The following is a 23,469-nucleotide window of genomic DNA, read 5'->3' as shown; positions in this document are numbered from 1 at the left end:
CATACACCTTACACCCATACCCTGCATAGGTTATCAAAGGGAGTAATTACTTATGAAAAATGGAAAATGAAGAGGGCGTGCGGGGCGTAAATAAGATTCAGATGGCGTCAGCCCTTTATTTGCTTTTTCCATAATGAATGTAAGTCCATGGGAGTGACGGATGTGAAGATCGAAATCAATGATGTCGTGGGTCGTCTTTCATATAAATGTGATATCTTGTTCAGAATCATCGATATACGCATGATAGACGGTGTGAGAACGGCTGTACTTTACGGGGAAGATTATCGATTAATAGCGGATGCTCCTTTTCATGATTTGAAGAAGATGGACCCTAGAGAGCAGGATCGGATCATTCAAGAGTTTCGTTCTAAGGAAGAACAGTCTTTTGATTTGTTTCGACAGGATATTGAGCTCCTTAAGCGAAAGCAAGAATATACAATGACGAATGCTTATAGAGATGAGTTTAACTATTTCCAGGTTCCCGGTAAAGTTCTTCATCTTGATGGAGATCCCAGCTATTTACGAAAATGTCTAGATCTTTATGAGAGAATCGGAGTGCCAGTGAAGGGTGTTCATTGCAGTGAGACAGAAATGCCGAATGAAATTGGCCCCCTTATTGATAAATACAGACCGAATATTGTAGTGATAACGGGTCATGATGCCTATTCCAAAGCCAAAGGGCTAAAGTCGGATATTAACGCTTACCGTCATTCCAAATATTTTGTTCAAGCGGTAAGGGAAGTGAGAAGGAGATATCCCCACTTGGATCAGCTTGTTGTTTTCGCAGGAGCCTGTCAGTCTCATTTTGAATCCCTGATTCATGCAGGTGCGAATTTTGCAAGCTCGCCTTCCAGAGTCAATATACATGCCCTTGACCCGGTTTATATTGTCGCGAAAATCAGTTATACCGCTTTTAAGGATTCCGTCAATGTATGGGATGTGATCCGAAATACGTTGACCGGAGATAAAGGGCTCGGCGGCGTGGAGACTAAAGGTGTGTTACGAACTGGAATGCCGTATAAAATCGTCGAAGAAGAAGAATAGAAACATTTCGACATAAAGACTGAAACCTTGCAATTATGATATGAATTGCGGGGTTTATTTTTGTCCTGCAGGATAGGCGGTTAGCTCAATTTCGGTCCTCTAGACCTTTTTTACAATGGAGATTAAGAACCTCTCAATCCTGCTTCTGTAAGGAAAAAGATTACTTGAGCATCAGTGTTTACAAAGGGAAAACTCCATATTGAAAATAGTTTACATAATTTATCAATTACCAGGGAAAGGTAATGTTGTAGAAAAAACGTATTTTTTGTTGAATAAAATATATTGACAGGTATTTAAATTTCTTGTTAAAATAATAAATTTATTTGACTTAAATTACATATTGTGTTATAATTTTATACAGTGAGGTGGAAGCGAAATGCCAAAAACATTAGCCGACATTAAAAGATCCCTTGATTCGAATCTCGGGAAACGTTTAATGCTTAAAGCAAACGGTGGACGTCGAAAAACAATTGAGCGTTCAGGCGTTCTAGCCGAAACGTATCCTTCTGTATTTGTCGTACAGCTTGACCAAGAAGAGAATGCGTTTGAACGAGTTTCTTACAGCTATGCAGATGTTCTCACTGAGACAGTTCAATTAACTTTTTATGATGAAGCAACAGGAAGTATCATCTTTAGCCAGCAGTAAACAATCGTTTGCTGCTTTTTTATTTGCCTAAAACTTCTTTTTGCATAAAGAGAGATTAAGCAAACGTTATTATTGCTCTAACCGGATCCAGCTGTTGATTGGAGTGGAAGACGAAGACTCCTATCGGAAAAGCGGAAGGGCTTTGCTCAGAGGCGTGTGGCATAAGACGAATCGGCCACGAAGGCGTTCTTTGCCTTCTTGGTCGGTTTGGCTTATGACATGTGCCTCTAAGCCCTGAAGCTAGACAGTTAAACTTCTTTAAGTCTGCCGAGGGAGGCTCACGGGTCACCCGCGGAAAGCGAAGTCTTCCACGGAAATCAACAGCGAAGTTCAATGCTGAAATCTAAAAAATCCTTCAAAAATTGGTTTTCACACCCTAGTAATGTTTTATCCCTCCCAACACATATTAAACATATGGTACATCCGAAGGGGGAAAAACAATGAGCAGAAGAAGAGGAATCATGTCTGATCAATTAAAGGAAGAACTGGCACAGGAACTGGGTTTCTATGATGTTGTTCAGAAAGATGGCTGGGGCGGCATCACATCAAGGGATGCCGGGAACATGGTGAAACGTGCCGTGGAACGGGCCAGCAGTCAGATGGCAGCCCGAAACAGCCAATAATTCTTTTCTTTTAGGAGTGGCCAACCTTTTATCGTACCAATAGAGGATCATCTCAGATGCTTTGGCCATGAGATGATCCTTTTTATGTAAAGTTTTCTTTTCTATTGCCTGTTAACGTGGTAAAATATCATATTTGTATGAGTATCGTAAGATGATGACGCTTCTGTAAGAAGTGTATGATACAATAAGTGAAAAGATATGGTAAGAAGGTGATGAAATGAGGTTATTAGTGAAGGCGCCGGCAAAAATTAACCTATCACTTGATGTTTTACATAAACGCCCCGATGGATTTCACGAGGTTGAAATGATCATGACGACCATCGATTTAGCAGATCGAATTGAACTCACAAGTCTTTCAAATGACACGATTAAAATTCTTTCTCATAATCGTTTTGTTCCGGATGATGGAAGGAACCTTGCCTACCAGGCTGCTCAGCTGCTGAAGGACAGGCTCAATATCAAAAAGGGAGTCGCGATCTCCATCGATAAGGTGATCCCGGTGGCTGCAGGATTGGCTGGTGGAAGCAGTGATGCGGCTGCTACGTTAAAAGGGTTGAACCGTTTATGGGATCTGGGACTTAGCTTGGACGAGCTTGCTGAGTTGGGGTCGGAGATAGGATCGGACGTTTCTTTCTGTGTTTACGGGGGCACCGCACTTGCAACGGGCCGGGGAGAGAAAATCGAACATTTACCTGCTCCTCCGAACTGCTGGGTTATCTTAGCCAAGCCGACCATAGGGGTTTCGACTGCGGATGTGTATAAAAATTTGAACGTTTCGAACATTCAGCATCCTGATACAGAAGCGATGATATCTGCACTAAACCGCGGTTCCTACAGCGATATCTGTGCCAATCTCGGGAACGTCCTGGAGTCCGTGACGCTGGATATGTATCCTGAAGTCGCTCAGATCAAGGATCAGATGGAACGTTTCGGAGCGGATGCGGTATTGATGAGCGGAAGCGGACCGACTGTATATGGGTTAGTCCAATATGAATCAAGACTTCACCGAATCTATAATGGGTTGAGAGGATTTTGTGACCAAGTATTCGCAGTACGCATGCTTGGTGAATAAGTGTTTGCTTAAATCCGTATATTAATGGTATATTTACTTTATAATATTCGGATTTAGGAGGTAGTTTTGGTGAAGTTTAAGCGTAGTGAACGATTGATCGATATGACTCATTACTTATTGGAGCGCCCTCACCAACTTGTACCTTTGACATTTTTCTCTGAGCGTTACGGTTCTGCCAAGTCCTCCATCAGTGAAGATTTGACGATTGTAAAAGAAACCTTCGAAGGACGCGGGATAGGAATTGTTCAAACGGTACCGGGGGCAGCAGGGGGAGTCAAGTACATTCCCAAGGTGAATAGCAGTGAAGCAGCAGAGGTGATAGAGGAACTGTGCCAGCACATGGAAAGCTCGGACAGGCTCCTTCCCGGCGGCTACTTATTCATGACGGATCTGCTTGGAAATCCGCTGCTTATGAAAAAAGTAGGGAAGCTCCTTGCCTCGGCATTCGCTGAAAAAGAAATTGACGTCATCATGACTGTTGCCACTAAAGGGATTCCGATTGCAAATGCCATCGCAGCATATTTGAATGTCCCGGTCGTCATCGTCAGAAGGGACAGCCGCGTGACGGAAGGCTCGACGGTCAGTATCAATTATGTATCCGGATCGTCCAAGAGAATTCAATCGATGGTCCTTTCAAAGAGAAGCCTGAAAGAAGGTTCGAAAGTATTGGTAGTCGATGATTTCATGAAAGCCGGCGGAACGGTTAACGGAATGAAGAACCTGCTGGAAGAATTCTCAGCAAAGCTCTCAGGCATCGGTGTACTGGTAGAATCGGAAAATGCCGAAGAACGATTAGTGGATGATTATGTATCGTTATTGAAATTATCTGATGTTAATGAAAAGAGTAAGCAAATTTCCTTGAAAGAAGGAAATTACTTTCAATCAAATCTGACATTCTTATCTTAAAGGGAGGCAGTTACGATGCGTGTAGTTTCAACAAATCAAGCACCTGCAGCAATTGGACCATATTCTCAAGGGATCATCGTGAATAATTTATTCTACAGTTCAGGTCAAATTCCATTGACGGCAGAAGGAACAATGATTGATGGGGATGTGTCTGCTCAGACACACCAAGTCTTTCAAAATCTGCAAGCTGTCCTGGAAGAAGCAGGAGCTTCTCTTGAAACCGTAGTAAAGGCAACAGTATTCATTAAGGATATGAATGATTTCGGTGTCATCAATGAAGTTTACGGGGAGTATTTCCACACACATAAACCTGCTCGTTCTTGTGTAGAAGTCGCCCGCCTGCCGAAAGATGCAGAGGTTGAAATCGAAGTAATCGCACTCGTGAAGTAATCTTCACGGGTGTTTTTTTGTTTATTTCCATCCTCGATTTCCGTGTTCATTTCAAGTCTTAGGTCAAAAGAAACATAAAAAGCATTAAGTGAAAAATAAAATTTTTCAAAAAATTTTACATTTAAAGAAGGAATATCTAATAATTTCGTTGAATAAGTACAGTAGATTTCATCTAGTGAAAAAGGTGGTGAACAGAATGGAAGTTACTGACGTAAGATTACGCAGAGTGAACACCGACGGTCGCATGAGAGCGATTGCATCTATTACGCTGGATAATGAATTTGTTGTTCATGACATTCGTGTGATTGATGGGAATAATGGATTATTCGTAGCGATGCCAAGTAAGCGTACTCCTGATGGGGAATTTCGTGATATCGCTCACCCGATCAACTCCGGTACCCGCGGCAAGATACAAGACGCTGTGTTATCAGAGTATCACCGTCTAGGTGAGCTTGAAGAAGTGGAGTTAGAAGAAGCTGGCGCTTCCTAAAAGAATCTATTGCAACAAGAGCCTACTTCCACAGTAGCGCTCTTTTTTTCTTTTTACCTATTACCCCAATAAACCCCTCCTGAAACCTCTTTTAGAAATATTTTCATTTATTTTTTTGTTAGGGAAAATCGTAAAATCTACACAGTCTATATAGTCACTGATGACAGATAGAAATTCAATTAACTAACGCCGAATAATTACCGGTTCCAGCGGTTGATCAGAGTGCAAGACGAAGACTCCTATCAGAAAAGCGGAAGGGCTTTGAAGAGAGGCGTGTGGCATAAGACGAATCGGCCTAGAAGGCGCTCTTTGCCTTCTTGGTCGGTTTGGCTTATGACGTGTGCCTATAAGCCCTGCAGCTGGACAGGTAAGACCCCGGAGGCTCACGGGCTGCCCGCGGAAAGCGAAGTCTTGCACGGAAATCAAAAGAGGCTTTTAGAAGTGGTTCTTCAATTTCTATTAATAAAATTAGCGCTGTATTACTATTCTCCTTTATCCTTTCTTAAAAAGTCTCAGCCACCGGAATATTATTAACAAATCTATTACTTGACAAATATATGTATATTTTTCTCTATCCTTGAAATGAAAGAGCTTTTAGGATATATTCGTTATGGATAAAAAGGTTATTGGAGGACCAAAAATGACAAAACGATATGCCGTTATATTAGCTGCCGGACAGGGCACAAGAATGAAATCGAAGTTATACAAAGTTCTTCATCCTGTATGCGGTAAGCCTATGGTGGAACATGTGGTCGACCAAATTACAACATTGAATATAGAGAAAACCGTTACGATCATCGGTCATGGTGCTGAACTGGTGAAATCTCACCTTGAAGGCAAAAGCGATTTTGCCCTTCAGGAAGAACAACTGGGTACAGCTCATGCGGTCATGCAATCAGAAGAAGTACTGGGCAATTTAGATGGTACTACGCTGGTTGTGTGCGGAGATACTCCCCTGATCAAGGGAGAGACAATGGTGGCGCTTGTGAAGCATCATGAAGAACAAGGTGCAAAAGCAACCATTCTGACCGGGCACACAGAATCTCCTGATGGATACGGAAGAATCATCCGCAATGATTCAGGTTTGGTGGAGCGCATCGTAGAACATAAAGATGCGTCAGAAGACGAAAGAAAAGTCAAAGAAATCAATACAGGTACGTACTGCTTTGATAATAAAGCACTATTCAATACGCTGAAAAAGGTATCAAATGACAATGTCCAGGGTGAGTACTACCTGCCGGATGTCATTGAAATCCTTCAGACAGAGGGCGAGATCGTGAGCGCTTATCAAACAAGCGACTTTGATGAGACACTTGGCGTAAACGACCGGGTGGCATTATCGCAAGCAGAGACGACAATGAAGAAACGCATCAATGAACAACATATGAGAAACGGCGTGACGATCCAAGATCCTGCCAACACATATATTGATTCAGGAGTGACCATCGGCAGAGACACTGTCATCTTGCCGGGGACCGTGATTAAAGGCAACTCTTCAATCGGCGAGGATTCCATGATCGGGCCTAATACGGAAGTGAAGGATTCCACAATCGGCGATCGTACCGTTGTGAAGCAATCCGTAGCACATGACAGTTCCATCGGTTCTGATGTGCAGATTGGACCGTTCGCTCACATCCGTCCGGATTCAAGCATTTCGGATGAAGTGAAAATAGGTAACTTCGTTGAAATCAAAAAAGCATCCTTTGGTAAAGGAAGCAAAGCTTCTCACTTAAGCTACATCGGTGATGCCGAGGTAGGAAGTGACGTCAATATCGGCTGTGGATCGATTACAGTCAACTATGACGGTAAGAACAAGCATCTTACAACGATAGAAGACGGAGTGTTCGTTGGCTGCAACTCCAACTTGGTTGCCCCTGTGAAGGTCGGTAAGGGTGCCTATATCGCAGCAGGTTCGACGATCACCGAAGATGTTCCGGGAGAGTCGCTGTCAATTGCGAGGGCTCGCCAGGTCAATAAAGAAAATTATGTACAAAATCTTAATCATAAGAAATAAACTGGAGGTCCACCATGCCAAACTCTTATATTAATTCTAAGTTGAAAATATTCTCTCTTAATTCAAACCACGAACTTGCGAAAGAAATCGCAGATGAAGTCGGCCTTGAGTTGGGAAAATCGTCTGTTAAACGTTTCAGTGATGGAGAAATTCAAATCAATATCGAAGAAAGTATCCGCGGATGTGATGTCTTCGTTATTCAGTCAACATCTCAGCCTGTCAATGAGAACCTGATGGAACTGTTGATCATGGTTGATGCATTAAAACGTGCGTCTGCCAAAACGATCACAATCGTTATGCCTTATTATGGGTATGCACGCCAGGACCGTAAAGCAAGAGCGCGTGAACCGATCACAGCTAAGCTTGTAGCAAACCTATTGGAAACGGCAGGAGCTACACGTGTAATCACCCTGGATCTGCATGCTCCACAAATCCAAGGTTTCTTCGACATCTTAATTGATCACTTAATGGGAGTGCCTATTTTGGCTGAGTACTTCCAGGAAAAAGGCTTGAAAAATGAAGACATCGTAATCGTATCTCCAGACCATGGCGGTGTAACAAGAGCCCGTAAACTTGCAGAGCGCTTGAAAGCACCAATCGCGATCATCGATAAACGCCGTCCAAAGCCTAATGTGGCAGAAGTCATGAACATCGTAGGTAATATTGATGGCAAAGTAGCGATTTTAATCGATGATATCATCGATACTGCCGGTACAATCACATTAGCAGCAAACGCATTAGTGGAAAACGGTGCGAAAGAAGTGTTCGCTTGCTGTACACATCCTGTTCTATCAGGTCCTGCAATCGAGCGTATCGAGAATTCCAATATTAAAGAGTTAGTGGTACTGAACACGATTCAGCTTCCTGAAGAGAAAATGATCGGAAAGATCAAGCAGCTTTCAGTAGCGAAATTGATCAGCGAAGCAATCATCCGTGTATACGAACAAAAATCAGTAAGTACATTATTCGATTAAGAATTAATATCAGTGTTTGTGCTGTGATAAGAATCCGTCCTCTCCTATTGAGAAGGCGGGTTCTTTTTATTATGTTCGGTTGGAATACAAATCGTGTAGTGCTTGTCCATGTTTCTAACCCATTCTAGCGGTTGATTGGAGTGCAAGACGAAGACTCCTGCGGGAAGAGTAGCTTATGTGAGACTTGTCTAGCTGCGGGGCTTAGAGGCACATGACATAAGTCAACTCGTCCAAGAAGGCAAAGAGCGCCTTCGTGACCGATTCGCCTTATGTCACCCGCCTCTGAGCGAAGCCCCTCCGCTTTTCCAACCCACAGGAGCGTAGCGACGAGGAGGCTCACGGGCTACCCGCGGAAAGCGAAGTCTTGCACGGAAAACAATAGCGGCATTTAAAAGCCGATTCCCTGACAAGTTTTAACCAAACTAAAATACACATGTTTATTCCCCATACAAATAGGGTAATTACTATATATAGAACTCGACAATTATATGATTTGGGAAGGTGTTGGATTAAACATGGCAACAGAATTAAAAGCGAATACAAGAGATGATTTTAAACGCTCAACTTTAACGAAGCTTAGACACAGCGGAAATATCCCTGGCGTTGTCTACGGCTATAAAACAGAAAATACTCCAATTGCAGTTGACGCGATCACATTCATTAAAACCATCCGTGATGTAGGAAGAAACGGAATCATTTCCTTAAACATCGATGGTAATAAACAAAATGTCATTTTAAGTGATTACCAACAGGATCATATTAAAGATGAAATCACTCACGTGGACTTCCTTGCTGTTAACATGTCTCAGGAAATCGATGCAGACGTTCGCATTGAGCTAACAGGCGAAGCTGCAGGCGTGAAAGACGGCGGGGTTCTCCAGCAGCCGCTTCATGAGGTATCCGTCACTGCGAAGCCTTCAGATATCCCTGAATCAATTGAAGTGGATATTACAGAACTTCAAGTGGGTGACACGGTTACCATCGGGGATGTACGTAATAAATACAGTGTTACATTAAACGAAGAAGATGATCGTACGATTGCTTCTATCCTTGCTCCTAGACAAGAAGAAGAAATTTCGACTGGTGAAGAGCAGGAAGAAGGCGTTCCTGAGAACGAAGAAGGAAGAGAGACGGAAGCAAGTGAAGAAAGCGAGTCTTCTGAAGAATAAAATGAAGTTTTTTAGCGTAACCTTTTGCAGGTTGCGCTTTTTACGTTTATCCTAGAAGTAATAGGTCAGAGTGAGGTGGAAATATGAAATTGATCGTCGGACTCGGAAACCCGGGCTCGCAGTATGAAAAAACAAGACATAATATCGGGTTTGTGATTGTTGATGCTCTTGCAGAGCGGTTAGGTGTCTCTTTAAATCAATCAAAGTTTAAAGGGGTATACGGCACCTATCATTATAAAGGAGAGAAAATCGTTCTTTTAAAGCCGCTTACATATATGAATTTATCAGGAGAAAGCATCGTCCCGTTAATGGATTATTTCGATATAGATGAAGAAGACCTGCTTATCATCTATGATGATCTGGACCTGCCTGTAGGAAAGATCAGGCTTCGCCAGAAAGGCAGTGCAGGAGGACATAACGGCATCAAATCCACCATTGCCCATTTAGGCACCCAGAACTTCAACCGCATACGAGTAGGCATCGACCGTCCCACAAACGGCATGAGTGTCCCCGACTATGTACTCGGTAAGTTCAGGAAGGAAGAACAGGCCGAACTGGATAAAGTCATCTCCGACTCAGTCGAAGCATGCGAAACATGGTTTGACAAGCCGTTTCTTGAAGTTATGAATAAATTTAATTAAGAAACGTTATGATTGATCTAACCGTTTCCAGTGGTTGATTGGAGTGCAAGACGAAGACTCCTGCGGGAAAAGCGAAGCTGGGGAGACCCCGCAGGCATGTGCTGCACCCCTATTGTTGGACACCCATCCAACAATAGGAGGTGCCCGTCAAATGGCTAAGTTTACCCAAGAGTTTAAACTTCATGTTGCCAAGCGTTATCTCAATGAATTGGTCAGTTATCGAGACCTAGCGAATCAAGTGGGTGTTGATGATTCGATTCTCCGCTACTGGGTGATGTTAGTTCGTCACCACGGTGATCAAGCTTTTACCTTTCCCTATACAAACTATCCTCGTGCCTTTAAACTGAGGGTAATTCAATTTATTACGGAAAAGAATTACTCCATTCGAGAGGCATCAGCCATTTTTCATATCCCAGATCCATGTATGGTTCGCAGGTGGAAGAAAAAGTGGGAGACAGCTGGAGAAGATGCCCTTGAACCTAAAGGAAAGGGGCTTTCTACAATGACTTCTAATAACAAGAATAAAAAGGCCAAAGACAACTCTTCCAACCAGTCGGTAGAAGATATGAAAAAAGAACTTGAATACCTTCGTATGGAGAACGCCTATTTAAAAAAGCTGAAAGCCTTAGTTCAGGAAGAACAATCACCAACGAAATCAAAGCGAAAGTAGTGTATGAACTAAGGAATGAATTCCCGGTGACTCGAACGATAAAAGTAGCCAAGATGCCCAAAAGTACTTACTACAACCTCATTAAAAAGTGGAGCCAACCAGACCCTGACCGTAAATGGAAAAGGAGAATACATTTCATTTACCATAGACATTCAGGTCGGTTTGGTTACCGTCGCATTACCGACGTGCTTCAGGAAAAAGGATATTCGATCAATAAAAAGAAAGTACTTCGAATTATGAGAGACCTCGGACTTAAATGCATGGTGCGAATGAAAAAGTACAAATCGTATAAAGGAGAAGTCGGAAAAGCAGCTCCAAACATTTTAAACCGTAACTTTAGTGCCAAAAAACCTAACCAAAAGTGGGTGACGGACATTACGGAATTTGCATTGTTTGGACAAAAGCTATATCTGTCTCCGATTTTAGACCTGTTTAACGGCGAAATCATCACCTACACGATTCAATCAAGGCCGACATTTGATTTGGTTGAAACGATGTTGGCACAAGGTTTAAAACATGTAAACGAAGGTGACGAGCTCTTAATTCATTCCGACCAGGGTTGGCACTATCGAATGGCCCAGTACCGAAGGGTACTGAAGGAACACAACATCACCCAAAGTATGTCTCGCAAAGGAAACTGTTATGACAACTCTGTCATGGAAAACTTTTTTGGAATCCTAAAATCAGAATTCCTTTATCTACAAGATTTTGATAGTATCGAGCACTTTAAAGACGAACTTGAACAATACATGCATTACTACAACCATTTGAGAATTAAATCAAGGTTGAAACGGAAAAGTCCAGTAGCTTATCGACTTAGTACAGAATTAGCTGCTTAACAAATAAGTGTCCAACTTTATGGGTCCAGTGCAGCAAAGCCGAGGAGGCTCCACGCTCGCCCGCGGAAAGCGAAGTCTTGCACGGAAATCAATAGCGGTGATTAGCACCCTTAAATCAATGGTAAAACAAAGCAGCCAATGAATAACTCCCTTCTAATACGTTCATACTAATCGTATAAATGTAAATGGAGGGATATCAATTGGCTATCCACTATCATTGCCGTCATTGTGGAACAACTGTAGGGACGATTTCCGATATGTCGGTTCACTCAGAACAACTGGGTATTCATAAACTGACAGAGGAAGAACGGCTCCATATGGTCCAGTATCAGAACAATGGAGATATCCACGTTCGGACAATATGCGAAGATTGTCAGGAGAGTCTGGAAAGAAATCCGGATTATCATCAATTGGATTATATCATTCAGTAAAAATAAAGCATTCAAAGGAACAACGCTTTGGTAGCAGAACCAAAGCATTTTTCTGTTTATAAATAGTGCCGCCACGAAGCTTATGAAAATAGTGAAGCGGCAGATATAGAAAGATCCACGGGGAGGAGCGTACTCTTGAAAGGTATATTAAAACAAATCCATCAGAGCGAAGAACTGCAATCCCTTATTTCCGGGATTGAGGAACAATTATCAGAGCAGCTTGTTGCAGGACTGTCAGGCTCTTCGCGTACAGCTTATATAGCGGATGTTTATCTAGAGACAAATAAATCCACCATGGTGGTTACCCATAACTTATTTCAGGCCCAGAAAATATATGATGACCTGATCCAGTTTCTTTCCGAAGATGAAGTCTATCTCTATTCCGCTAATGAACTGATTGCAGCGGAGCTGAGTGTAGCAAGTCCCGAGCTGCGGTCCCAGCGAATAGAAGTATTGAATAAACTTTCTAAAAACCAAAAAGGTGTGTACGTTGTACCTGTAGCAGGATTAAGAAAGATCCTTCCCGAAAAACAACTGTGGGAACAAAATCAAATCACCTTTACGTATGGAGAAGATATCGACCTCGATGATGTGTTGAATCAATTGGTTCAGATGGGGTATCAGCGTACTGGAATGGTAAGCACACCGGGTGAGTTCAGTCTCCGCGGCGGAATCGTCGATATTTACCCGTTAACCCTTCCAAATCCTGTCCGGGTTGAATTGTTTGATACAGAAATCGATTCCATCCGTACATTTTCAGTGGATGATCAGCGATCCATAGACAAGCTGAAAACAATTGAAGTCGGTCCTGCTTCCGAGGTACTGATGAATTATGAGGATATGGGGAGCTTAATTCAAAAGATTGAATCCGGAATGTCCAAAAGCCTGAAAAAGATAAAGACGGACAGCGTGAAAGAAAAGCTTACAGAATACATCGGACACGAAATCGCCCAGCTGGAGAATGGGCAGATTCCTGAACAAATCTTCAAGTATCTCTCACTGGCCTACGAGACGCCTAGTAGTTTGCTAGACTATTTGCCGGCCGACAGTGTTCTTTTCTTTGATGAATACAGCAGGATCCTGGAGATGAGTGAATCCCTGGAAAAAGAGGAAGCAGAGTGGTATACGTCTCTTCTACAGGACGGACAAATCATTCATGATATATCAGTGTCTCATACGTTTCCATCCTTAACAGCCAATACCAGGCTGCCTAAGGTTTATTTCTCGTTATTCCTTCGCCACATCCCGAATACAAGCCCGCAGAACATTTTCAATGTTTCCGCCAAGCCGATGCAGAGTTTCCATGGACAGATGAATGTCCTGAAGGCAGAGCTGGATCGCTGGAAAAAAGGGAAATACACCGTAGTTCTGCTTGGACCGGATGAAGACCGTGTAAAGAAACTTCAGCGGGTGCTCGATGACTATAAAATCGAAATTGCGTTTGTTGAAGATGGTTCAACGTTATTAAAGGGCAAGGTTCAAATGATCAATGGAAGCCTTACGAATGGGTTCGAGCTTCCGATGCAGAAGCTTGCTGTCATCACCGAGGAAGAGCTGTTTAATAAAAAAACAAAGAAGAAACCAAGAAGGCAAAAGCTTTCAAATGCTGAAAGAATCAAAAGCTACTCGGAACTGAAAGTCGGGGATTACGTGGTGCATGTCAACCACGGGATCGGAAAGTATTTAGGGTTGGAAACATTAGAAATCAACGGTGTGCATAAAGATTATCTTCACGTCAAATACCAGGGCAGCGATAAACTGTATGTTCCGGTGGAGCAAATCGAGCTTGTCCAGAAGTATGTCGGCTCTGAAAGTAAAGAACCCAAGCTTTATAAGTTAGGCGGCAGTGAGTGGAAAAAGGTCAAATCCAAGGTGCAGTCGTCCGTTCAGGATATTGCCGACGATTTAATCAAGCTATATGCAGAACGTGAAGCGGCAAGAGGCTACGCCTTTTCCCCTGACGGTGATATGCAGCGTGACTTTGAAACAGCCTTTCCTTATGAAGAAACGGATGATCAGTTAAGGTCGATCCATGAAATCAAGCATGACATGGAAAAAGAACGGCCGATGGATCGTTTGCTGTGCGGAGATGTCGGGTACGGCAAGACAGAAGTGGCCATCCGAGCTGCTTTTAAAGCGATCGCAGATGGGAAGCAGGTTGCATTCCTTGTACCTACGACAATTTTAGCTCAGCAGCATTACGAAACCATCAAGGAACGTTTTCAGGACTTTCCGATTGAGATCGGCTTATTAAGCCGATTCCGAACGAGAAAGCAGCAGCAGGAGACGATTAAAGGACTGAAGTCAGGAACGGTGGATATCGTTGTTGGTACACACCGTCTTTTATCGAAAGACATCGTATATCGTGAAATCGGCTTGTTGATCATCGATGAAGAACAGCGATTTGGTGTTACGCATAAAGAAAAAATCAAACAGCTCAAAACGAATATCGACGTTCTGACCTTAACGGCAACCCCGATTCCGCGTACGCTTCATATGTCGATGCTCGGGGTGAGGGACTTGTCTGTCATCGAAACACCGCCTGAGAACCGCTTTCCAGTACAGACGTATGTCATGGAATACAATGGGCCTCTGATCAAAGAGGCGATTGAACGGGAATTGGCACGTAATGGCCAGGTGTATTTCCTCTATAACCGGGTGGAAGACATCGAGCGTAAAGCGGATGAAATATCGATGCTCGTCCCTGATGCAAGAGTTGCGTATGCTCACGGTCAAATGAGTGAAAGTGAACTGGAGTCAGTCATATTAAGCTTCCTTGCGGGCGAATATGATGTCCTCGTCACGACGACAATCATCGAAACAGGGGTCGATATTCCAAACGTCAATACACTCATCGTTTTTGACGCCGACCGAATGGGCTTATCGCAGCTGTATCAGTTGAGAGGGCGTGTGGGCCGCTCGAACAGGGTCGCCTATGCTTACTTTACGTACCGGAAAGATAAAGTACTGACGGAAGTAGCTGAAAAACGACTGCAGGCGATCAAGGAATTCACAGAGCTTGGCTCCGGATTTAAGATTGCCATGCGTGATTTGACAATCCGCGGTGCAGGGAACCTGCTCGGTGCACAGCAGCATGGATTCATCGACTCCGTTGGATTTGATCTCTATTCTCAAATGCTGAAAGAAGCGATAGAGGAGCGGAAGGGAGATCTTCCTAAAGAGCCTGCATCCACGTTTGAAGTCGATATTGAAGTGGATGCCTATATTCCTGACGACTATATTAAAGACGGTCATCAGAAGATCGAGATGTATAAACGATTCCGTTCGCTGGCTTCTCTCCCTGAAATAGAGGAACTGCAGGAAGAGATGCTTGACCGATTTGGTGAATATCCTCAGGAAGTGGAGTATCTTTTCCTCATTTCCGAAATGAAGATATTTGCCAAAAACACGGATTTAGAAGCAATCAAACAGGAACAGAAAACCGTCAATATCTATATGTCCCCTGAAGGAACCAACCGCATCGACGGATCAAAAGTGTTCGATCTATGCAGTAAACACGGACGTGCCGTAGGCCTTGGAATGGAAGGCTCCAAATTAAAAATCTCCATCAACACAGGACGCCTTGAAACATCAAAATGGTTCCACATGGCATACGACATCATCAAGAACCTGGATACAGCCCTAAAAGAAGAAAATACAGTTTCATGATGAACCATTAGTTGTTGAATAAAGAATCAAGTTGACTATTTGATAACTTTAACTTTTGTTTCTTAAATGGTTTTGAAAGTACATGGTCATATATAACTATTATCTAGCTTTTGATTGGAGTGCAAGGCGAAGGCTCCTGCGGGAAAAGCGAAGCCGAGGAGGCTCCACGCTCGCCCGCGGAAACGAAGTCTTGCACGGAAATCAAAAGCGGTGATTAACACCGGGGATTAAATCATCAATTTAAGCCTTCACTTTCGATACAATCAGATGATTTTCGACATTTAATTCTAATATTCGTTATCACATTGTAACTGAACTGTAAACGCGTTTACTGGTTTATTTTACTATGATAGGGGTATTAGTATTAATGCAGCTGCCAACTTTGGAAAAAGTAACCTGCACTAGCATTTTAGTGAAATTACAGAAAAAATAACTGAATGTGTATAGAACTTCTAAGATGTAAGATACTAAACTCAACAATGGCAAAGTATTCAAAACAAATGAATGCCTTGCTAAATAAAAATCATCTGATGAAAGTGAGGCAACTATAGATGAAAGCAACTGGAATTGTTCGTCGTATTGATGATTTAGGACGCGTTGTTATTCCGAAAGAAATTCGCAGAACGTTAAGGATCCGCGAGGGAGACCCACTTGAGATCTTCGTTGATCGTGACGGGGAAGTCATCTTAAAGAAATACTCTCCTATCAGTGAGCTCAGCGATTTTGCGAAGGAATATGCGGAAGCATTATACGACAGTTTAGGAAGTGCGGTCCTGATTTGCGACCGTGATGCAGTGATCGCTATCGCCGGTGCATCGAAGAAAGAGTATCTAAACAAAAACGTTAGTGAATTAATTGAAAAAGTAATGGATGATCGTTCTTCTCTATTACACACTCAACAGGGACAAGCAGAACTTGTTGATGGGCATGATGAAGATTTGAATTCCTATACAATCGCTCCGATTGTAGCAAATGGAGATCCGATTGGTGCCGTTGCTATTTTTTCAAAGGATCGTACTGTTGGTGAAGTGGAACAAAAGGCAGTGGAAACGGCAGCTGGCTTCTTGGCAAGACAGATGGAATCATAATGTAAAGAGAGTGGCAGCCGCCACTCTTCTTTTTTTTAGCCCCGCAGCTAGACAGCTAAACCCCGTGAAGTTGTGTAAGGATGCTCCACGCTCGCCCGCGGAAAGCGAAGTCTTGCACGGAAATCAACAGCGGTATTTAAAAGTGTCTTATGATAAAATGACAATAGTTTATACATATGCTTGGTCGTTGGAAGTTTGATATGGAAAGGCAGGAAGCTCGTTGAGGAAGCAGTACTCCTCCAAGCACTTTCTTAAAGGGGCTATGGTGTTGACAGCGGCAGCGCTTGTAACCAAGATATTAAGCGCTGTGTACCGGGTTCCTTTTCAGAATATCGTTGGAGATATCGGATTTTATATATATCAGCAGGTTTACCCTTTTTACGGAATAGCGATTGCGCTATCCACTTATGGGTTTCCTGTTATCATTTCAAAGCTTGTCGCTGAAAAGCTTGAAGAGAATGATGAAGAAGGGGCGAAGGATGTGGCCCTGACCTCCTTTCTTTTCTTATGCATCGTAGGATTGATATGGTTTATGCTCATTTATTTCGGTGCAGGCATGGTTGCCCGTTGGATGGGAGACCCGAATCTGATGCCTCTCATCCAGGTCATTTCCCTGTCATTTTTGCTGCTGCCTCCTTTGTCTGCATTGAGAGGATATTATCAAGGAAGCGAAAATATGCTCCCGACCGCTGTTTCACAGGTGGGAGAACAGAGTTTCAGGGTTGTGACGATCCTTGTGTTTTCAATCTTGCTGGTCGGTCAGGGATATTCTTTATACACGGTTGGAAAGGGTGCGCTATTCGGATCGATCACCGGGGGGATAGCTGGCATTATCGTACTGGTATTCTTTCTTGCACTGAGAAAGAAAAGTGAACTGTCACCGGGGATCTTCACGCTTTCCAAGGATTACCTCTCCATCTGGAAACGGCTATTGAAGGATGGGACGGCTATCTGTGTCAGTGCCATGCTGTTGATCCTTCTTCAATTCATCGATTCATTAAACGTGTACGCGTTATTGACTTCTTCTGGCATGGAAGAAAGTGCAGCCAAGAAGTGGAAGGGGATCTACGACCGCGGGCAGCCTTTTGTGCAGCTGGGGAATGTAGTCGCCACCTCTATTTCACTCACCATCGTGCCGCTGGTGACGAGTGCTTATATAGGCAAAAAGGAGTCACTCGTGAGGGAATACAGTCAATTATCGTTAAAGATCAGTATCATCATAGGATTCGCCGCGTCGCTTGGGTTGATCAACCTCATCGTTCCGACGAATACGATGCTGTTTGAGAATGCGTCCGGTTCAAGTGTGATTGCCGTTTTTTGTATCTCCATTTTTTTCAGCTGCCTGATCCTTACATTCGCCGGGATATTTCAGGGAATCGGGAGCATTTACTATCCTGCGTTCTGCATCATTGCGGGAGTCGTCCTTAAATTTGCAGGGAATGCGACTTTGGTTCCTGCGTTCGGGACGATGGGCGCATCTCTATCAACCATTTTATCCTTGGCGGTGATCACGCTTCTGATGGTTGTAAGATTAAAGAAATTTTTTCCGATCAGACTGATCGATTCCTCTTTTTATCGAACACTGTTCGTAAGCGGGGCTTCGATGACCATTGTGCTTCAGGGTCTGATGATGCTATATGAGCTCGTTTTGACAGCCGGGATGCCTGAACGCAGGATGGCAGTCCTCTTTTCTTTGGGAGGAGTGATCATTGGCGGGGCGGTATTTATGGTTGTCTTACTGAGAGGGAATGTACTGAGTGAGGAAGAAATCAGCTTCCTGCCATTTGGAAGCAAGTGGGTGCGGCTAATGGGAAAAATCCAGCCGATTATAAAAAGCAGATAGGAGAATCGTTATGAACACCATAACTATTGTAGGCTTGGGAGCTGGGGATTTAGAGCAGCTGCCTTTAGGTGTCTACCGTGTTATAAAAAATAGTGAAACGTTATTTTTACGAACAAAAGAACACCCTGTGGTGAAAGATTTAACAGCTGAAGGAGTGACTTTTCAATCCTTCGATGACATATATGAAAAACATGACCGGTTTGAACAGGTGTATGAAGAAATCACAGAGCTGCTTGTGTCACATGCTGAGAAAGGGCCGCTCGTCTATGCCGTACCTGGTCATCCGCTTGTGGCTGAAAAGACGGTTCAGCTTCTTCTGGAGCTTCATAAGGAAGGAAAGGTTGAAGTGAAGGTCGGCGGCGGCCAGAGTTTCATCGATCCACTGTTTGCATCTGTCGGGGCAGACCCGATCGATGGATTTCAATTATTGGATGGGACGAGCCTGAGACTTCAGGATATCCACATGAACCAGCAGCTCATCATTGGTCAAGTATATGACGCCTTTATCGCTTCTGAAGTGAAACTTACACTGATGGAGCTTTATCCCTATGATTACGAAGTAAAGCTTGTAACAGCTGCAGGCAGCAAGGAAGAGAGAGTGGAGACCATTTCACTCGTTGAGCTTGACCGCGCGGCGGGTCTCAGTAATTTAACAAGTCTCTATGTACCGGCAGTCAGAGAAATGGAGACTTCCTTCAAGCAATATGGTACGCTCCGGGAAATCATCTCGACCTTGAGGGGGCCGAACGGATGTCCGTGGGATAGGGAACAGACACACCAATCCCTGAAAAAGTATCTGATCGAAGAAACCTATGAATTGCTGGAAGCCATTGATGAAGATGATATCGATCATATCGTCGAGGAGCTGGGAGACGTCCTTCTCCAAGTCATGCTTCATGCCCAGATCGGAGAGGATGAAGGAATGTTCACGATGGAGGAAGTGATTGAAAGCATCGCTTCTAAAATGGTACGGCGGCATCCTCATGTTTTCGGTTCGGTGGAAGTGGAGAATACCGAGCAGGTCACGTCCAACTGGGAGGAAATCAAGCAGCGGGAAAAAGGAGGAACGACAGAACCTGTGTCTATGCTGAAAGATACTGCCAAGGGGATGCCGGCTCTCATGAAGGCATATGAATATCAAAAAAAGGCCGCCAAGGTTGGTTTTGACTGGCCGGATGTTAAAGGGGCCTGGGCGAAAGTATGGGAAGAATTGAAGGAATTCGAGAACGAAGTGGAGAATAATAGTGAAACTGCAATAAAGAAAGAGTTTGGGGATATTTTATTTGCTCTTGTCAATATTGCAAGGTTCTACAAAGTATTTCCTGAGGAAGCGCTGGCGATGACGAATACGAAGTTTTACCGCCGTTTTTCCTATGTAGAGGAAAGGGTACGAAGCTCGGGAAAGAACTTTGACGATTTTACTTTGGAGGAACTGGATGCCTTCTGGAATGAAGCGAAAAAGAAAAATATCGAGTAGGGGAGTTTTATGAATGGTATCGATGAGATTAGATAAATATTTAAAAGTATCAAGATTGATCAAAAGAAGGACGCTTGCGAAAGAAATCGCCGACCAGGGCCGTATCCTTGTGAATGGCACGCAGGCCAAAGCAAGTTCCAATGTGAAAGTGGGAGACGAGCTAAGTGTAAGGTTTGGACAAAAAGTGATGAGGGTAAAGGTAGAAAGGCTTCTTGATACAACAAAAAAAGAAGAAGCATCGAGCCTCTATTCCGTTATTTCTGAAGAAAGAGTCAATGAGGAATCGGAGTAAGCCGGTCTTATTTTTGTTCTAAATCCGCCCTGTCTACATACATATAGTACAAAGCTTGTACTATGTGAATGTGAGGGATAAATATGAACCAATATTATGACGGAAACAAAGACAAGACTTCTTACCAGGAACATGATGTCATCATGAGAGGCAGGAAGCTGCTTGATATTACAGGCGTCAAACAGGTGGAAAGCTTTGATAACGAAGAATTCCTCCTTGAAACGGTCATGGGGATCCTGTCAGTAAGAGGGCAAAATCTGCAAATGAAAAACCTTGATGTCGATAAAGGGATTGTCTCGATAAAAGGAAAGGTGTTTGATCTGATTTACTTGGATGAACACAATACGGAGAAGGCTAAAGGGCTCTTTAGCAAGCTGTTTCGATGACTCTGACAACCCAGTTTTACACCATGCTTTCAATGATCGGGATGGGAGCATTATTTGGTGCGTCACTGGACACCTACAATCGGTTTTTAAACCGGTCTCAGAGGAAACGCTGGCTGGTTTTCGTAAACGACCTGTTATTCTGGATTTTTCAAGCGCTGTCGATTTTTTATACCTTGTTTTCCGTCAACTTCGGGGAGCTCCGCTTTTATATCTTCATCGCGCTGCTCTGCGGATTTGCCGGATACCAGGCGCTGCTTAAACAAGGATATCTTCATTTGCTGGAAAAACTGATCCTTTTTTTCATTTCACTTTACAATTTTTTTGTTTCAATGGTGAAAAAGATAGTGTATTCACCGATAAAATGGTTAGTGGTTTTACTGATTACGCTGGTTCTTTCTATAGCGAAGGGGCTCTTGAAAGCCGTAACCTTCCTGTTGAAGATGGTTTATTCCATCATTAAATGGGCGATTAAGCTCACATTGAGTCCGGTTTGGTGGATTCTTAAAGGTATATGGAATTTATTGCCGAATCATCTTACAAAAAGAGTCGAGAAGTTATATAATAAAATGGCAGGAATTATTACGGTCTATATCAAAAAAATATATAGAGTCACAGAAAAGGTGAAAAAGCGCTTTAAGAAATAGCGCCTTTTCCCTTTGCTGCTGTCTCTAGTAAAAAAGGAGGTTTGGGAATGAGTAAAAACGTAACGTCTATGGAAAATGAATATGTTCGTCACCAGGAGCATATACATAAGTCTTCATCTAAGAGAAAAAAGCGTTTAGTTCGTAGATTATCCTTATTTTTTGTTTTAGTGCTGGCAATTAGTGGATTTTTGATCTCGACTCTCATTTCCAGAGCCCAAATGTTAGAGGAAAAACGCGCAGAAAAAGCCCATCTTGAACATAAAATGGAACAACTGAAAGATCACCAAAGTGCCTTGGAAGAAGAGATCGTCAAGCTTAATGACGATGAATACATCGCCAAGCTTGCACGCCGTGATTATTTCTTATCCGATGAAGGGGAAATTATTTTTAATATTCCTGAACCGGAGAAAAAGAAGGAAGAAGAAGAGGAGTCTTATTGACACTCTTTTTTTTAATTGGCTATAATATATAGTAAGGTTTATCTTTTATCATTTTAAGGAGGAGCATTTCTTTTATGTCAATCGAAGTAGGCAGCAAGTTACAGGGTAAGGTAACAGGCATTACAAATTTTGGAGCGTTCGTGGAGCTATCGGAAGGTTCAACTGGTTTAGTACACATTAGTGAGGTTGCGGACAACTACGTTAAGGATATCAATGAACACCTTAAAGTTGGCGACGAAGTAACAGTAAAAGTAATTAATGTTGAGAACGATGGGAAGATCGGTTTATCCATCCGTAAAGCCAAGGACCAGCCACAACGCCCGCAGCGCCCACAGCGCCCTCAACGTCCGCGTAACAACAACAAACCGAATGATACGCGTACGAAGGAAAATTTCGAACAAAAGATGGCGCGCTTCCTGAAAGACAGTGAAGACCGTCTGTCATCTTTGAAGAAAAATACTGAATCGCGACGCGGCGGAAGAGGGGCGAAACGAGGTTAACTTGCTGTCTATTAACTAATATAGCAGGTTGTACGACTGAAACAGGCACATTCAATGTTGAGTGTGTCTGTTTTTTTGATTACCGAATTATCTATAGATCAACATTTTCGGAGGGGCTAATGAAGGAATTAAAAGTAGCGGTACTTACCGATCTCTCAATCATTGATCTTCATCATTTGGTGGAAGAAAGCAAGGAAGAAGGATTTCGCTTTCTGGACAGAATGATAGCGGAATACACTACAGGTGAGAACCGATTTGATCGGCATGGAGAAATTCTTCTTGGTATCTATGAAAAAGAACGCTCGTCGCGATTGGAGGCTTAAACCGGGATCCCTATAACCGTGGGGAAAGTCTTGGACGTTTAAGAAGGGTCTACGTCCTTCGGGATTACCGTAAAAAAGGGATTGCACGCCTATTATGCAATGAACTTCAGGAGTTTGCCAAGAAGTATTATAAAGGGGTCATCCTGCATACAGACACTTCTGAAGGAGATCTATTCTACCGGTCACTTGGCTACCAGAAAACCGACAGCTATCAAAAATCCTCACATTATTTAATTCTGTAAAAAAGGAATTACGTTCCCCTGCACCGAATACTTGTTTTTAAATAATCTCAATGGGGGAAAAAACATGAAAAAGGAAGAACTTCTCAATCATCATGACTATTTTATATCCTGGCTGAAAGAATTGAAGAATGTTGAGGAAGACAGATGGTACGCACCGATGGACGAAGGGAAATGGTCGATTGCCGCAAATGTCTCGCATATCATAAAGTGGGACGGATATATCATGGAAAAGGTATTGCCAAATATTTCGGATGGAGCTGTCCTTCCTTCATTTCCGGAATTCGATGCGTTTAATCAGGAAGCTGCAAAATATGCCCATGACGGGGTCACACAGGAACGTTTACTGGAAGAAGGCATGGAAACAAGAAAATCCATCCTTCTTTATATAGAGACTCTGGATGAGGAGCGGATGGAGCAGTCTTTTGAGGTGGATGATCACCACTATACATTAAGCGAGTTTTTTGAAGATTTTATCTGGCATGACAAACATCATGAGAAACAGATCGAAGAGGCGCTTTATAAAGAAAAAGCATAAGTGACGAAAAAAAAGACTATCCAGTTCTGGATAGTCTTTTAAATATGACCCGTACGGGATTCGAACCCGTGTTACCGCCGTGAAAGGGCGGTGTCTTAACCGCTTGACCAACGGGCCGTGC

At 43.1% G+C, this 23,469-nt stretch carries 24 protein-coding genes, 1 tRNA gene and 1 pseudogene; 25 read left to right on the top strand and 1 reads right to left on the bottom strand.

The genetic code is table 11. The features are described 5' to 3' along the window. The first annotated feature begins 162 nt into the window (after positions 1-162). The 25 genes and pseudogenes from yabG (at position 163) to HWX64_RS11665 (ending at position 23,348) form a co-directional block, all read left to right on the top strand. A complete protein-coding gene (gene yabG, locus HWX64_RS11780) occupies positions 163-1,044 on the top strand; it encodes a sporulation peptidase YabG (protein WP_175989777.1) in 882 nt (293 codons plus the stop codon). A gap of 376 nt (positions 1,045-1,420) precedes the next feature. Further along, positions 1,421-1,690, top strand: a complete 270-nt coding sequence (gene veg, locus HWX64_RS11775; protein WP_064091133.1) for a biofilm formation stimulator Veg — start codon at positions 1,421-1,423, stop codon at positions 1,688-1,690. Positions 1,691-2,130: 440 nt separating this feature from the next. Next, positions 2,131-2,313 (top strand): small, acid-soluble spore protein, alpha/beta type, encoded by a 183-nt coding sequence (locus HWX64_RS11770; protein WP_175989776.1) that lies wholly within the window; start codon positions 2,131-2,133, stop codon positions 2,311-2,313. Positions 2,314-2,530: 217 nt separating this feature from the next. Beyond that, complete coding sequence (gene ispE / locus HWX64_RS11765; protein WP_175989775.1) at positions 2,531-3,385, top strand: 4-(cytidine 5'-diphospho)-2-C-methyl-D-erythritol kinase; 855 nt, start codon at positions 2,531-2,533, stop codon at positions 3,383-3,385. Positions 3,386-3,454: 69 nt separating this feature from the next. Further along, positions 3,455-4,291 carry a pur operon repressor gene (purR, locus tag HWX64_RS11760; protein WP_175989774.1) on the top strand — a complete coding sequence of 279 codons (837 nt, stop codon included), beginning with the start codon at positions 3,455-3,457 and terminating at the stop codon, positions 4,289-4,291. A 15-nt stretch (positions 4,292-4,306) separates the two neighbouring features. Continuing rightward, positions 4,307-4,681 carry a RidA family protein gene (locus HWX64_RS11755; protein WP_175989773.1) on the top strand — a complete coding sequence of 125 codons (375 nt, stop codon included), beginning with the start codon at positions 4,307-4,309 and terminating at the stop codon, positions 4,679-4,681. A gap of 196 nt (positions 4,682-4,877) precedes the next feature. Beyond that, positions 4,878-5,171 carry a septation regulator SpoVG gene (gene spoVG, locus HWX64_RS11750; RefSeq protein ID WP_172255667.1) on the top strand — a complete coding sequence of 98 codons (294 nt, stop codon included), beginning with the start codon at positions 4,878-4,880 and terminating at the stop codon, positions 5,169-5,171. Between the two features lie 640 nt (positions 5,172-5,811). Continuing rightward, positions 5,812-7,185, top strand: coding sequence for a bifunctional UDP-N-acetylglucosamine diphosphorylase/glucosamine-1-phosphate N-acetyltransferase GlmU (glmU, locus tag HWX64_RS11745; RefSeq protein ID WP_175989772.1), 1,374 nt, complete (start codon positions 5,812-5,814; stop codon positions 7,183-7,185). Between the two features lie 14 nt (positions 7,186-7,199). Continuing rightward, complete coding sequence (locus tag HWX64_RS11740) at positions 7,200-8,159, top strand: ribose-phosphate diphosphokinase (RefSeq protein ID WP_175989771.1); 960 nt, start codon at positions 7,200-7,202, stop codon at positions 8,157-8,159. Between the two features lie 515 nt (positions 8,160-8,674). Then, a complete protein-coding gene (locus HWX64_RS11735) occupies positions 8,675-9,328 on the top strand; it encodes a 50S ribosomal protein L25/general stress protein Ctc (RefSeq protein WP_175989770.1) in 654 nt (217 codons plus the stop codon). A gap of 83 nt (positions 9,329-9,411) precedes the next feature. Next, entirely contained in the window at positions 9,412-9,969 is a 558-nt protein-coding gene (gene pth / locus HWX64_RS11730; RefSeq protein WP_175989769.1) for an aminoacyl-tRNA hydrolase, read from the top strand. Positions 9,970-10,120: 151 nt separating this feature from the next. Further along, positions 10,121-11,478: pseudogene (locus HWX64_RS11725) on the top strand (IS3 family transposase). A 200-nt stretch (positions 11,479-11,678) separates the two neighbouring features. Beyond that, positions 11,679-11,909 (top strand): anti-sigma-F factor Fin family protein, encoded by a 231-nt coding sequence (locus HWX64_RS11720; protein WP_175989768.1) that lies wholly within the window; start codon positions 11,679-11,681, stop codon positions 11,907-11,909. A 135-nt stretch (positions 11,910-12,044) separates the two neighbouring features. After that, the gene (gene mfd / locus HWX64_RS11715; RefSeq protein WP_175989767.1) at positions 12,045-15,578 is read left to right on the top strand and encodes a transcription-repair coupling factor; all 3,534 of its coding nucleotides are present in this window, start codon (positions 12,045-12,047) and stop codon (positions 15,576-15,578) included. A gap of 551 nt (positions 15,579-16,129) precedes the next feature. Next, a complete protein-coding gene (spoVT, locus tag HWX64_RS11710) occupies positions 16,130-16,666 on the top strand; it encodes a stage V sporulation protein T (RefSeq protein ID WP_175989766.1) in 537 nt (178 codons plus the stop codon). Between the two features lie 220 nt (positions 16,667-16,886). Next, positions 16,887-18,509, top strand: a complete 1,623-nt coding sequence (locus HWX64_RS11705) for a polysaccharide biosynthesis protein (protein WP_254871136.1) — start codon at positions 16,887-16,889, stop codon at positions 18,507-18,509. Between the two features lie 10 nt (positions 18,510-18,519). Then, positions 18,520-19,986, top strand: a complete 1,467-nt coding sequence (mazG, locus tag HWX64_RS11700) for a nucleoside triphosphate pyrophosphohydrolase (protein ID WP_175989765.1) — start codon at positions 18,520-18,522, stop codon at positions 19,984-19,986. Positions 19,987-20,008: 22 nt separating this feature from the next. Continuing rightward, positions 20,009-20,278: an RNA-binding S4 domain-containing protein gene (locus HWX64_RS11695; protein WP_175990708.1), complete on the top strand. Its 270-nt coding sequence runs from the start codon at positions 20,009-20,011 to the stop codon at positions 20,276-20,278. Between the two features lie 83 nt (positions 20,279-20,361). Further along, positions 20,362-20,664 carry a sporulation protein YabP gene (yabP, locus tag HWX64_RS11690; protein ID WP_175989764.1) on the top strand — a complete coding sequence of 101 codons (303 nt, stop codon included), beginning with the start codon at positions 20,362-20,364 and terminating at the stop codon, positions 20,662-20,664. Next, the gene (yabQ, locus tag HWX64_RS11685; RefSeq protein ID WP_175989763.1) at positions 20,661-21,308 is read left to right on the top strand and encodes a spore cortex biosynthesis protein YabQ; all 648 of its coding nucleotides are present in this window, start codon (positions 20,661-20,663) and stop codon (positions 21,306-21,308) included. The genes yabP and yabQ overlap by 4 nt, the downstream gene beginning before the upstream one ends. Before the next feature lie 47 nt (positions 21,309-21,355). Beyond that, positions 21,356-21,748, top strand: a complete 393-nt coding sequence (locus tag HWX64_RS11680; protein WP_175989762.1) for a septum formation initiator family protein — start codon at positions 21,356-21,358, stop codon at positions 21,746-21,748. A 74-nt stretch (positions 21,749-21,822) separates the two neighbouring features. Beyond that, on the top strand, positions 21,823-22,248 hold the full coding sequence (locus HWX64_RS11675; protein ID WP_175989761.1) for a S1 domain-containing RNA-binding protein: 426 nt from the start codon (positions 21,823-21,825) through the stop codon (positions 22,246-22,248). 119 nt (positions 22,249-22,367) lie between these two features. Further along, positions 22,368-22,571: a hypothetical protein gene (locus HWX64_RS21955; protein WP_254871135.1), complete on the top strand. Its 204-nt coding sequence runs from the start codon at positions 22,368-22,370 to the stop codon at positions 22,569-22,571. Then, the gene (locus HWX64_RS21950; protein WP_254871187.1) at positions 22,559-22,813 is read left to right on the top strand and encodes a GNAT family N-acetyltransferase; all 255 of its coding nucleotides are present in this window, start codon (positions 22,559-22,561) and stop codon (positions 22,811-22,813) included. Before HWX64_RS21955 ends, HWX64_RS21950 begins: the two co-directional genes overlap by 13 nt. 64 nt (positions 22,814-22,877) lie before the next feature. After that, positions 22,878-23,348, top strand: coding sequence for a DinB family protein (locus HWX64_RS11665; protein ID WP_175989760.1), 471 nt, complete (start codon positions 22,878-22,880; stop codon positions 23,346-23,348). A 45-nt stretch (positions 23,349-23,393) separates the two neighbouring features. On the opposite strand, the gene HWX64_RS11660 is transcribed toward HWX64_RS11665, so the two are convergent. Then, positions 23,394-23,465 (bottom strand) — tRNA-Glu (locus HWX64_RS11660). Positions 23,466-23,469 lie beyond the last annotated feature (4 nt).

This window comes from Bacillus sp. Marseille-Q1617 (assembly GCF_903645295.1).
GTDB lineage: Bacteria > Bacillota > Bacilli > Bacillales > Bacillaceae_B > Rossellomorea.
The sequence above is the reverse complement of the archived record's forward strand: the minus strand, read 5'-3'. Positions and strand labels throughout refer to the sequence as shown.

What these genes read in the sequence shown, in the direction of transcription:
- spoVG (WP_172255667.1), top strand. Translation starts at nt 4,878, where the DNA reads ATGGAAGTTACTGACGTAAGATTACGCAGAGTGAACACCGACGGTCGC.
- HWX64_RS11770 (WP_175989776.1), top strand. Translation starts at nt 2,131, where the DNA reads ATGAGCAGAAGAAGAGGAATCATGTCTGATCAATTAAAGGAAGAACTG.
- HWX64_RS11665 (WP_175989760.1), top strand. Translation starts at nt 22,878, where the DNA reads ATGAAAAAGGAAGAACTTCTCAATCATCATGACTATTTTATATCCTGG.
- HWX64_RS11740 (WP_175989771.1), top strand. Translation starts at nt 7,200, where the DNA reads ATGCCAAACTCTTATATTAATTCTAAGTTGAAAATATTCTCTCTTAAT.
- HWX64_RS11695 (WP_175990708.1), top strand. Translation starts at nt 20,009, where the DNA reads ATGAGATTAGATAAATATTTAAAAGTATCAAGATTGATCAAAAGAAGG.
- HWX64_RS11755 (WP_175989773.1), top strand. Translation starts at nt 4,307, where the DNA reads ATGCGTGTAGTTTCAACAAATCAAGCACCTGCAGCAATTGGACCATAT.
- ispE (WP_175989775.1), top strand. Translation starts at nt 2,531, where the DNA reads ATGAGGTTATTAGTGAAGGCGCCGGCAAAAATTAACCTATCACTTGAT.
- yabP (WP_175989764.1), top strand. Translation starts at nt 20,362, where the DNA reads ATGAACCAATATTATGACGGAAACAAAGACAAGACTTCTTACCAGGAA.
- HWX64_RS11675 (WP_175989761.1), top strand. Translation starts at nt 21,823, where the DNA reads ATGTCAATCGAAGTAGGCAGCAAGTTACAGGGTAAGGTAACAGGCATT.
- mazG (WP_175989765.1), top strand. Translation starts at nt 18,520, where the DNA reads ATGAACACCATAACTATTGTAGGCTTGGGAGCTGGGGATTTAGAGCAG.
- veg (WP_064091133.1), top strand. Translation starts at nt 1,421, where the DNA reads ATGCCAAAAACATTAGCCGACATTAAAAGATCCCTTGATTCGAATCTC.
- HWX64_RS11735 (WP_175989770.1), top strand. Translation starts at nt 8,675, where the DNA reads ATGGCAACAGAATTAAAAGCGAATACAAGAGATGATTTTAAACGCTCA.
- pth (WP_175989769.1), top strand. Translation starts at nt 9,412, where the DNA reads ATGAAATTGATCGTCGGACTCGGAAACCCGGGCTCGCAGTATGAAAAA.
- yabQ (WP_175989763.1), top strand. Translation starts at nt 20,661, where the DNA reads ATGACTCTGACAACCCAGTTTTACACCATGCTTTCAATGATCGGGATG.
- HWX64_RS21955 (WP_254871135.1), top strand. Translation starts at nt 22,368, where the DNA reads ATGAAGGAATTAAAAGTAGCGGTACTTACCGATCTCTCAATCATTGAT.
- spoVT (WP_175989766.1), top strand. Translation starts at nt 16,130, where the DNA reads ATGAAAGCAACTGGAATTGTTCGTCGTATTGATGATTTAGGACGCGTT.
- HWX64_RS11680 (WP_175989762.1), top strand. Translation starts at nt 21,356, where the DNA reads ATGAGTAAAAACGTAACGTCTATGGAAAATGAATATGTTCGTCACCAG.
- glmU (WP_175989772.1), top strand. Translation starts at nt 5,812, where the DNA reads ATGACAAAACGATATGCCGTTATATTAGCTGCCGGACAGGGCACAAGA.